This is a genomic window from Spongiivirga citrea (genome assembly GCF_010671565.1).
Lineage (GTDB): Bacteria > Bacteroidota > Bacteroidia > Flavobacteriales > Flavobacteriaceae > Spongiivirga > Spongiivirga citrea.
This window is the reverse complement of sequence record NZ_JAABOQ010000006.1, coordinates 205,100-216,967: the sequence shown is the minus strand read 5'-3', so window position 1 is coordinate 216,967 and position 11,868 is coordinate 205,100. Positions and strand designations below refer to the sequence as shown.

Genomic DNA, 11,868 nt, shown 5'->3' with positions numbered 1-11,868 from the left:
TGGCAGTATTTGTTGTTGAAAGAAATGCCAATTTTTTCAAACTTTCTAAACTCTAAACTCTAAACTCTAAACTCTAAACTCTAAACTCATTTAGGTTTTACGGCTAGAATTACCTTAAACTTATTTCTATTTGCAATATCCATAACACGCACCACATTTTGCACAGGAACTGATTCCTCAGCGCGCAAAACGATATTCTTGTTCTCTGAATTACTTAAAGCTTCGATTAAAGCACTTTCTAAGCGACTCGTTCGAACTTTCTTTTGGTCGATATAAAAATCTAAATTTTTGGTAATGCTAACAGATACTGATTTTTTATTCTCGGTTTTTCCTTTTGCTTCGGGTAGTAAGATGTCAATGGCACTGGTTGTTGCCAATGTCGATGCTAGCATAAAGAATATCAGTAATAGGAACACAATATCCGTCATCGACGACATATTGAATTCGGGTGTTACTTTATTTCGTCCTCTAATATTCATACTAGGCTGGTTCTTCTAATAAATCAAGAAATTCAACGGAATTTGCTTCCATTCGATACACTACTTTAGTAGTTCGAGTTACCAAATGGTTATATGCGATGTATCCTATAATACCTACGATAAGCCCGGCTACTGTAGTTGTCATTGCCGTATATAATCCACCAGAAAGTATTTGAATATCAATTCCGGTAGATGAATTTGCCAGATTAAAAATAGAAATAATCATCCCTATAACTGTTCCTAAAAACCCAATCATTGGTGCGGCTCCAGAAATGGTAGCCAGAATGCTAACGTTCTTTTCTAATTTATAAACTTCTAATCGTCCAGCATTTTCGATAGCTGTATTAATATCCGATAATGGTTTTCCTATTCGGTTTAATCCTTTTGCAATTAATCGAGATACAGGAGAATCTTCTTGGGCACATAAAATAAGAGCCGCGTCGATCTTACCACTACTTACATGATCTTTTATTTGATTCATGAAGTTAGGATCAACTCTAGAAGCAGCCTTAATTGCTAAGATGCGTTCAAAATAAATATAGCAAGCAAAAAGTAATAAAATAAATAGCAGTAGGATGATGACTTGACCTGAGGTTTCTCCTTCACTAATAAGTTCAACGATCGATAGTGATTTTTGGTCGGTGCCGGCTTCTTCCAGTACCTTTTTCGCACTATCCTGAATAATAGTTGTTAGCATTATAAAGTTTTAATTATCTATTACGTATAACGCCTATATATTCACAAAAGTATACGGCGATTTTATAAGAAGTAAATAACCCCAGCTAAACCAACACCACCTAAAACGATCGTGTAGGGAAGCGCCATTTTAACCATCTTACCATACGATAATTTGATTAGCGGAGCTAAAGAAGAGGTTAGTAAGAATAAAAATGCAGCCTGTCCATTTGGCGTTGCAACACTTGGTAAATTTGTTCCTGTATTAATTGCAATTGCTAATTTTTCAAATTGCTCACGATCGATTACCCCATTTTGAAATGCTTGTTGCACTTCTCCTATATAAACGGTTGCCACAAATACATTATCACTAATCATTGATAAAATACCATTTGCCGCATAAAACATAGAGGGTTGTTGTGAGGCAGGCATCTCTAGAGCAGCGTCAATAATTGGTTTAAACAAATGCTGATCATGAATCATAGCAACAATAACAAAAAAAACCACCAACAAACCTGTAAATGGTAATGCCTCTTCAAATGCCGCCCCAAGGCTATGTTCTTCAGTTATGCCCATAAACGCTGTTTGAACAATGATCAATCCCAGACCAATAAAGCCTACAGGTGCGATATGTAGTGCTAGACCGGCAATTAGTAATATTGCTGAAACACCTTGAATAATTAAGCCAAGACGTTCACGTTCGGTGCGTTTTTCATCTTCTTCCTCAGTATATTTTTCAATAATTTTTCTAGCTACTTCCGGCAATTTTTCTCCAAAACCAAAAGTTTTCGTTTTCTCAAGAATTACGGTTGTGATAAGTCCAGCTGCTAAAACGGGCAATGTAATGGGCATCATTTGTAGGAAGAATTCGATAAAATCCCATCCCAAACGGTCCCCAATCAATAAATTTTGTGGTTCGCCCACAAGCGTACAAACACCACCTAAAGCAGTACCTACGACGCCATGCATAACTAAACTTCTAAGAAAGCTTCTAAAATTCTCCAGTGTTTCTCCACTCAATGCTTTCCTATCTAAAACATCATCTTGATCATAATCTGCCGTAGCGCTTGAATGAATTTTGTGGTACACCCCATAAAAACCAACAGCTACACTTATTAATACTGCCGTTACAGTAAGTGCGTCTAAGAATGCTGAAAGAACTGCAGCAAGAAAAACAAACAGTAAGGATAATGCGGTCTTAGATTTTATTTTGGTAAAAGCCTTGCTAAATAAAAACATCAACAATGGTTTCATGAAATATATTCCCGCAACCATAAATACTAAAAGTAATATAACTTCAAGATTCTGTTCTACTTCATGAAGTACACCACCTTTTATACCTTTTCCTAATTCATCATACATTACTTTTCCAAACTCATCTAATTTATACATAGGATGGGTTAAGCCCAATGCTAGAGCTTCAATAGCTAAAATCCCCCCTGATTGCAAAGGATAGCATTTTAAAGCCATAGCTAAGGTGAAGATAAATTCACCTATAAAAATCCAAGCTGTAATGGTCTTTCCTAGGACAAAAAATGATATAATATTGAAGATTAAGAACCCAATCATGGTAAGCTTAAACCATCTTGGGCTATTGCCTAGGAAACTTTTGAACATAGTTAGTTGGTTTTTTTTGAAAATCTAAATTAGTTGTTTTAATGCAATTTCGAAAGCTGTGCTGCTGATATTTGTTTTCGAGTTATTGTTATCGAAGATATTTTGAATGGCCTGTTTTATAATATGTTGAGTATCATTAAATATGGCTTCATCAGTCATTTGCACTTTTCTTTCCATGAAATAAGCAAAAACTCTTGCCATTCCACAATTGGAAATGAAATCAGGAATAAGACTTACTCGCTCATCTGTGTATTCCATTATAGGTCCAAAGAAGATCTCCTTATCTGCAAAAGGAACATTGGCTCCGCATGAAATAACTTCTAAGCCAGAGTCGATCATTTGAGAAATCTGATCTTTAGTAATCAGCCTCGATGCAGCACAAGGAGCAAATATTTCAGTTTGTAGCCTCCAAATACGATCATTCATCTCGTTAAAAGGAATCATGTTATCAGCTACAAGCGTGTTACCATCTTTATTTAGAAATAACTCGGTAATTTCCTCAAAAGAAAATCCATCTTCCTTAATCACACCACCAACTCGGTCAATAATTCCAACAACTTTAGCACCCATCTGCGCTAAATAAAATGCAGCGGCTGATCCTACATTCCCGAAACCTTGTACTATAGCTTTTTTACCTTCAATAGAGCCACCATAAATGTCGTAGTAGTTTTTTGCGGCCACTGCGACACCATAACCAGTGATCATATCTGCAACCGTATACTTTTTATCAACATCTGGTGAGAAAGTCGGATTTTCAATCACTTTTATCACTCCCTGTCTTAGTTGGCCTATGCGGTTTATTTTATCCGCTTCAGATGGTTGAAAGTGGCCATTAAAAACTCCTTCTTGAGGGTGCCATACTCCTGATGCCTCTGTAATAGGAATTACTTCATGTATCTCATCAACATTTAGATCACCACCAGTACCATAGTAGCTTTTTAATAAAGGGGAAACCGCTTTATACCACCGTTTTAAAACGCCTTCTTTTCTTGAATCGGATGGGTCGAAGTTGATTCCCGATTTTGCTCCGCCGATTGCCGGACCAGAAACCGTAAATTTCACTTCCATGGTCTTAGCAAGTGATAGTACTTCGTTTTTGTCTAGGCCAACACGCATTCTTGTTCCGCCACCTGCTGCACCGCCTCGTAATGAGTTAATAACGGTCCATCCTTCGGCTTCAGTTTCAGCGTCATTCCAATGGAAAACAATCTCAGGTGATTTATCTTCGAATTTTTGTAAAAGTTCTTTCATTATTAATGAATTGTAATTTGAATAAATAGAAAAGTAGAAACTATAAAGTGTTTAATGAAATCCCCAAGCGGGGTTAAAGCTGATCCATAATTTTCAAATTATTTAATGAAGAATTGTGCAAATATATAAAACTATAAAGCGTGGTTAAGATGCTTTTTTAAGAATCATGAAGTTACCAGTGTTTTAACGTTTTCGTTAAACAAAAAACACTTTTAAAAATGAGATTTAAAAATTGAATTTTGCATTTTAAAAGGTATCTTTGCGCAACTTTTTTGAAACACATAAAACAAGGGTTTAAATGGATTTTAATTTATCAGAAGAACACTTAATGATACGCGACGCAGCTCGCGATTTTGCCAAAGCTGAATTATTGGAAGGCGTTATCGAAAGAGATAACGAGCAACGCTTCCCAAAAGAAGAAGTTAAAAAGATGGGTGAGCTTGGGTTTTTAGGGATGATGGCATCACCTGAATATGGCGGCGGCGGTATGGATACCTTGTCTTATGTGCTGGCTATGGAGGAGATCTCAAAAATTGATGCGTCAGCTTCTGTAGTAATGTCTGTAAATAATTCATTGGTATGCTGGGGTCTTGATACCTACGGAACGCCAGAGCAAAAAGAAAAATACCTTTCTAAATTAACGACTGGAGAGTCTATAGGTGCATTTTGCTTATCAGAACCGGAAGCGGGAAGTGATGCAACTTCGCAACGCACAACTGCCATCGATAAAGGTGATCACTATGTAATTAATGGCACCAAAAACTGGATTACCAATGGGGGGACTTCCGACTTTTATTTGGTAATTGCTCAGACAGATAGAGAGAAAAAACATAAAGGAATCAACGCTTTTATTGTTGAAAAAGGATGGGAAGGTTTTGAGATCGGACCTAAAGAAGATAAATTAGGAATTCGCGGGAGTGATACACACTCCCTTATTTTTAATGATGTAAAAGTGCCAAAAGAAAACCGCATCGGTGAAGATGGTTTCGGATTTAAATTTGCAATGAAAACCTTAGCAGGTGGACGTATTGGTATAGCAGCACAGGCGTTAGGTATAGCAGCTGGTGCGTACGAGTTAGCGAAAAAATATTCAAAAGAGCGTAAGGCTTTTGGGACTGAAATAATGAACCACCAGGCCATCGCTTTTAAGTTAGCAGATATGCACACTAGTATTGAAGCAGCAAGAATGTTGGTATACCGAGCTGCTCGCGATAAGGATAATCACGAAAACTATGATTTATCTGGAGCCATGGCAAAATTATATGCCTCACAAGTCGCTATGGATGTTACTGTTGAAGCAGTTCAAGTACATGGAGGAAACGGATTTGTGAAAGAATATCACGTTGAACGCCTAATGCGAGATGCGAAGATTACACAGATATATGAAGGAACTTCTGAAATTCAGAAGATTGTGATTTCAAGAGCGATATTGAAAGATTAAATATCATTACGTATTAATAAAAGACCCGGCCCTCGAGCTGGGTTTTTTCATTTAAAAAAGAATTTGATACCTTACAGAATAGAATAATTATCTAATTGAAATGGTTAAAATCATATGCTAAATCTATCCGTGTTACTAGAGGAAAGTGCGCTTAAGTTCAAAGATAAAACCGCCTATACTTTTATGGATACAAGCTTGAGTTTTGTGCAGGTAAACGCCCTGGCAAATCAAGTGGCAAATGGGTTGGTTAGTAAAGGGATTAAGCCCGGTGATAAAGTGGCGTTAAGCTGTTTTAATTTACCTTATTTTCCTATAATTTATAATGGTATTTTAAAAGTCGGTGCTGTGGTGGTTCCACTGAGTGTATTGTTGAAGGAAGATGAAATTCAATATCATCTTGAAAATAGCAATGCAAAAGCGTATTTCTGTTTTTTGGGGAATAATGATCTTCCTATGGCCTCAATGGGTTATGCCGGCTTTAATAAGGCAAAACCATGCGCACATTTTTTTACAATCATGCCAAAACCCGAAACGCCTTCAGCTATTGATGGTACTGAAACATTTGGCTCGTTAATTAATGGCCAAAGTCCAATTTTTGACACAGTAGAAACAAAAGCAAACGACACTGCTGTAATTGTCTATACCTCGGGGACAACTGGTAAACCTAAAGGCGCTGAATTAACGCATTCCAACCTACTACAAAACACCATTCTATGTGCTGATTTGTTTAGCGCAAGTCCAGCGGATAAGATGCTTATTGTTTTACCTCTATTTCACATATTTGCTATGACTGTTCAAATGAATGTAAGTTTATATAGAGGAGTTACCGCAGTATTGCTTCCACGTTTTGATGCGAAAACGGTCTTAGATCTTTGTGAACAACATAAAATCACCTTTTTTGCTGGAGTTCCCACCATGTATTGGGGTTTAAATAGTTATTTAGATATTAATAAAACAGACTTAAAAAGCATAAAAGAGAACCTAAGGATGTGTGTTTCTGGGGGAGCGTCATTACCAGTAGCAGTTCTAGAAAAATTTGAGTCCCATTTTGATGTTGCAATTTTAGAAGGTTATGGTATGTCAGAAGGATCTCCAGTAGTTTCATTTAATCAATTAGAGGTAGGGCGCAAGCCAGGATCGATTGGCACGCCTGTTTGGGGAGTAAAAATCAAGATTATTGACGAAGAAGGAAATGAAGTGACGACAGGAGAAAAAGGGCAACTTGTTTACAAAGGACATAATGTGATGAAATCCTACTACAACAACCCAGATGCCTCTAAAAAAGCAATCAGAAATGGCTGGCTACATTCAGGTGATATTGCAGTTAAAGACGAAGATGGTTTCTTCTTTATCGTCGATCGAACCAAGGATATGATTATCCGTGGTGGACTTAATGTTTATCCTCGAGAGGTTGAAGAAGTGATGATGAAGCATGAGGCCGTTTCAATGGTCGCCGTAATTGGAGTTCCCGATGAAAAAATGGGAGAAGAAATAAAAGCGTATGTGGTTTTAAATGAAGGAGTAAATGCCTCTCAAGAGGAATTGACGTCATGGACAAAAGACCATATTGCGGCATACAAATATCCAAGGTATATCGAAATTACCAATACATTGCCAATGAGTGCGACCGGGAAAATTTTGAAGAAAGAGTTGCGCAAGTTGTGAAGTAGTATCTTGAAATCTTGATTAGCGATATTGTATTGACTCCTGGGAAATGGCAATTTCTCCGTTTTTTCCATTATCAAATTGAAAATTAGACCCCCGTCAAAATATCGATATTACATTTTTATCACACATAATTTAGTATGTCTGCATTTTTGCTAAACAATCAGTAAAAACGGTGTAATAAATTTAGCAAAACCTTTATTTTCGGTTAAAATAGTCAATTATGAAGCTGGAAAAACAAGGTCTATACTTACCCGAATTTGAACATGATAATTGCGGAGCAGGATTTATTTGTAGCCTCGAAGGGAAAAAGTCAAATGACATTATTCACAAGGCTTTAGAGATTCTCGAAAAACTAGAGCATCGTGGTGCTGTAAGTGCTGATGGGAAGACCGGTGATGGTGCTGGAATTTTAATTGATATTCCACATGAGTTTTTTGTAGATGAATGTGATTTTAAATTGCCGAAAGCTGGACAGTATGCTGTTAGTAATGTATTTCTTCCTAAGAAAGAGAATCAACGCAATTATTGTATCGAGGTTTTTGAAAAGCACATTGCCAATCAAGGTTTAAAATTAATTGGCTGGAGAGATGTTCCTGTAAAACCAGCTCATATTGGTGCAATTGCTGCGAGTACAGAACCCTTTATCAAACAAATTTTTATTGGTAAAGAGAATAAGGATCAAGACATTTTTCAATTTAACCTTAAATTGTTCATCGCTCGAAAGTTGACTGAGCACGAAGTATATGGTTCTAAATTGTCTGAAGCAGATTTCTTTTACCTACCAAGCCTTTCAACTAAAACACTAATATTTAAAGGCCTGTTGTTGCCTGAGGATATCAAATTATATTATAGTGATCTTTTAGATCCGAGAGTGGTTACCCGATTAGCTTTGGTACACCAGCGTTTCTCAACCAATACCTTCCCGACATGGGATTTGGCGCAGCCATTCCGATATATGTGTCACAATGGTGAAATCAACACCCTACGTGGTAATGTAACCAGAATGCGCTCAAGAGAAGAGTTGCTGGAAAGCGAATGGTTTGGTGCTGATATTAAAAAAATATTGCCGGTAGTACTACCAAAAAAATCGGATTCGGCATCGATGGATATGGTAGTCGAATTGCTTCTGATGACAGGACGTTCATTACCCGAAGTAATGATGATGCTAGTTCCAGAAGCTTGGGAGAAAAATCCGGATATGTCTGAAGCTAAAAAGGCATTTTACGAATACAATTCTTGCGGAATGGAGCCTTGGGATGGTCCAGCCTCAATACCATTTACAGACGGTAACTATATTGGTGCTGTCTTGGACCGAAATGGGTTGCGACCATCTCGATATAGCGTCACTAAAGACGGTTATGTAATCATGTCGTCAGAGACTGGTGTAGTTGATATTGCACCTGATAATGTGGCAAGTCACGGTCGTCTAGAGCCAGGAAGAATGTTCTTAGTAAATATGGAGGAAGGCCGCATTGTAAATGACCAAGAAATAAAAGAAACCATTGCCTCTAAGCATCCATATAGAAAATGGCTGGATGATAAGCTGGTTCATTTAAAGGATATTCCATACAACGATTGTCCGTTATTTTTAGATGAAGCACCTTTGGAAAAACGCCAGACTGTTTTTGGATACACACAGGAGGATATCAATACGATAATCCTACCTATGGCAAAGCTTGGTAAGGAGCCAATCGGATCAATGGGGTCAGACACGCCTATCGCAGTCTTATCTCAACGTCCTCAATTGGTTTACAACTACTTCAAGCAATTATTTGCTCAGGTTACCAATCCGCCTTTGGATGGTATTCGAGAAGAGCTGATTACCGATATTAGTTTAACACTTGGGGCAGATACTAATATATTCGAAATAAGTGAGGCGCATTGTACTAAACTTAAAATTCAGAATCCTGTAATTTCTAAAGAAGATCTTGATAAGATAAAAAGTTATAAGAACCCTGATTTTACGGTTACGTCAATTCCCATTTTATACGATGCTGAAAAAGGCTTAAATGGTATTGAAAATGCCTTAGAAGATGTATTACAACAAACATCAAAAGCGATTGATGAAGGGACTAATATTCTAATTCTTTCTGATAGAAATATTAGTGAAGATAAAGCGCCGATTCCTGCATTATTAGCCTGTTCATTCATTAATAGTAGTCTTCAAAAAATTGGAAAGCGATCTCGATTAAGTATCATTATAGAATCTGCAGAGCCAAGAGAAGTACATCATTTTGCCTTATTGTTTGGTTACGGTGCGAGTGCGATTAATCCGTATATGGTTAATGAAACCATTGCCAATCAAATTGAAGACGGGAATTTAGAAGGAGTTACTTTCAATGAAGCCATCAAAAACTATAACAAAGCAGTTGGTAAGGGCATCTTGAAGGTGATGAATAAGATCGGTATCTCGACCTTGAATTCATATCGTAGCTCGCAATTGTTTGAATGTATTGGTATCAATACAACTACAGTTGAAAAATATTTTCCAAATACACCAACACGTATTGAAGGTATTGGATTGTATGAGCTAGAGCGCGAGATTACTAAAAGACATACAAAGGCATATGTTTCAAAAGAGATGGCTGCCAGTCTTGATCTTGAAATGGGAGGTGAATATCGCTGGAGAAGAAATGGAGAAAAGCATATGTTCAATCCATTATCAGTTGCTAAACTTCAAGATTCTGTTAGAAGAAACGATTCAAAAACATATAAAGAATACTCAGACTTGGTTAATGACCAAGCGAAGAATTTAATGACCATTCGTGGTCTGTTTGAATTCTCAAATTATGATCCGATTCCGATTGAAGAAGTAGAGCCTTGGACGGAGATCGTTAAGCGATTTAAAACTGGAGCAATGTCATATGGTTCGATCAGTAAAGAAGCACATGAGAATCTGGCTATCGCTATGAACCGAATCGGCGGAAAAAGCAACTCAGGTGAAGGAGGGGAAAACGAAGAGCGTTTTTATAAAGATGCTACAGGAGATTGGCGAAATAGCGCAATCAAGCAAGTAGCCTCAGGTCGATTTGGAGTTACAAGTAATTACCTGACTAATGCTCAGGAAATTCAAATTAAAATGGCACAAGGGGCGAAGCCGGGTGAAGGTGGTCAGCTTCCTGGACCGAAGGTGAATCCTGAGATTGCCAAAACAAGAAATTCAACACCCTATGTTGGCTTAATATCGCCACCGCCACATCATGATATTTATTCAATTGAGGATTTATCGCAGCTTATATTCGATTTAAAGTCGGCTAACCGCGAAGCGCGAATTAATGTAAAGTTGGTAAGTGAAGTAGGAGTAGGAACGGTAGCAGCTGGTGTCGCAAAGGCAAAAGCTGATGTAGTTTTAATCTCTGGTTTTGATGGTGGTACAGGAGCCTCACCATTAACCTCATTAAAACATGCTGGATTGCCATGGGAACTTGGTATTGCGGAAGCTCAGCAAACTTTAGTAATGAACGACTTACGAAGTCGAATCGTATTGGAGTGTGATGGTCAATTAAAAACAGGACGTGATGTTGCGATCGCATGTTTACTAGGAGCGGAAGAATTCGGTTTTGCAACTGCACCGCTAGTAGCTTCAGGTTGTATTATGATGCGTGTATGTCATTTAAATACCTGTCCGGTAGGAATCGCAACGCAGAATCCAGAACTGCGTAAAAAGTTCAAAGGGAAGCCAGAGCATGTAGTGAACTATATGTATTTCATTGCGGAAGAGTTGCGTCAAATTATGGCAAAACTCGGATTTAGAACTGTGAATGAAATGGTGGGCCAGGTACAAAAGCTAGATCGTAAAAAAGCAATCGATCACTACAAGGCAGCTGGTATCGATTTAACACCAATACTTCATCAACCAATCGTTCATGAAGGTGTCGATATTTACAATACGCAAAAACAAGATCATCAACTATCAAAGTCAATTGATTTTGATATTATCGAACAAGCGCATACCGCCTTATTCCGAAAGGAAAAAACAACATTAGATCTTAAGATCGAAAATACCGACCGAGCGGTTGGTGCGATTTTAAGTAATGAAATCTCTAAGATATATGGTGCGCAAGGTTTGCCAGAAAATACATTAAAACTCAATTTTACGGGGTCAGCTGGACAAAGTTTTGGTGCATTCGCTACACACGGTTTGACAATGATCGTAAACGGAAATACCAACGATTATCTTGGTAAGGGGCTCTCAGGAGCCAAATTGATTGTAAAGGTACCTCAAGAGTCGACTATTATTCCAGAGGATAATGTGATTATCGGGAATGTAGCGATGTACGGTGCAACAGGAGGTGAAGTCTATATAAACGGGAAAGCAGGAGAGCGTTTTTGTGTCCGTAACTCGGGTGCTAAAGCTGTTGTAGAAGGAATAGGAGATCACGGTTGTGAGTATATGACAGGCGGAATTGCTGTCATTCTTGGAGAAACCGGACGAAATTTTGGTGCTGGAATGAGTGGTGGTATCGCGTATGTGTACGATGAAAATGGACAATTTGAAAAGCAGTGTAATAAAGAGACCTTGAATTTGCTTCCGGTTGAAATAGAGGAGGATATTTTGGAGCTAAAAAGTTTGATAGAAAATCATTACAATGCTACTTTGAGTCCGCTTGCACAGCGTATTCTTGAGAAATGGGAAACGGTATTACCGAAATTTGTAAAGGTATTCCCTGAAGAATATAGACAAGCTTTGAAGCGATTAGAAGAAGAAAAATTACAAACAGTATAACGGATAGCGAT

General features: G+C 37.8%; 7 protein-coding genes. 3 read left to right on the top strand and 4 right to left on the bottom strand.

What is annotated here, in order from left to right:
• Positions 1-86: 86 nt before the first annotated feature.
• The 4 genes from GWK10_RS15630 to GWK10_RS15615 form a co-directional block, all read right to left on the bottom strand.
• Positions 87-479, bottom strand: coding sequence for an ExbD/TolR family protein (locus tag GWK10_RS15630; RefSeq protein ID WP_164033329.1), 393 nt, complete (start codon positions 477-479; stop codon positions 87-89).
• A gap of 1 nt (position 480) precedes the next feature.
• Positions 481-1,176 carry a MotA/TolQ/ExbB proton channel family protein gene (locus GWK10_RS15625; protein ID WP_164033328.1) on the bottom strand — a complete coding sequence of 232 codons (696 nt, stop codon included), beginning with the start codon at positions 1,174-1,176 and terminating at the stop codon, positions 481-483.
• 62 nt (positions 1,177-1,238) lie between these two features.
• On the bottom strand, positions 1,239-2,771 hold the full coding sequence (gene nhaB, locus GWK10_RS15620; RefSeq protein WP_164033327.1) for a sodium/proton antiporter NhaB: 1,533 nt from the start codon (positions 2,769-2,771) through the stop codon (positions 1,239-1,241).
• Between the two features lie 24 nt (positions 2,772-2,795).
• Entirely contained in the window at positions 2,796-4,022 is a 1,227-nt protein-coding gene (locus tag GWK10_RS15615) for a Glu/Leu/Phe/Val dehydrogenase dimerization domain-containing protein (RefSeq protein ID WP_164033326.1), read from the bottom strand.
• Between the two features lie 298 nt (positions 4,023-4,320).
• Here GWK10_RS15615 and GWK10_RS15610 point away from each other — a divergent pair, with 298 nt between their 5' ends.
• The 3 genes from GWK10_RS15610 (at position 4,321) to gltB (ending at position 11,857) form a co-directional block, all read left to right on the top strand.
• Positions 4,321-5,463, top strand: coding sequence for an acyl-CoA dehydrogenase (locus GWK10_RS15610; protein ID WP_164033325.1), 1,143 nt, complete (start codon positions 4,321-4,323; stop codon positions 5,461-5,463).
• Between the two features lie 114 nt (positions 5,464-5,577).
• The gene (locus GWK10_RS15605) at positions 5,578-7,128 is read left to right on the top strand and encodes a long-chain-fatty-acid--CoA ligase (RefSeq protein WP_164033324.1); all 1,551 of its coding nucleotides are present in this window, start codon (positions 5,578-5,580) and stop codon (positions 7,126-7,128) included.
• A 223-nt stretch (positions 7,129-7,351) separates the two neighbouring features.
• Entirely contained in the window at positions 7,352-11,857 is a 4,506-nt protein-coding gene (gene gltB, locus GWK10_RS15600) for a glutamate synthase large subunit (protein WP_164033323.1), read from the top strand.
• Positions 11,858-11,868: the final 11 nt, after the last annotated feature.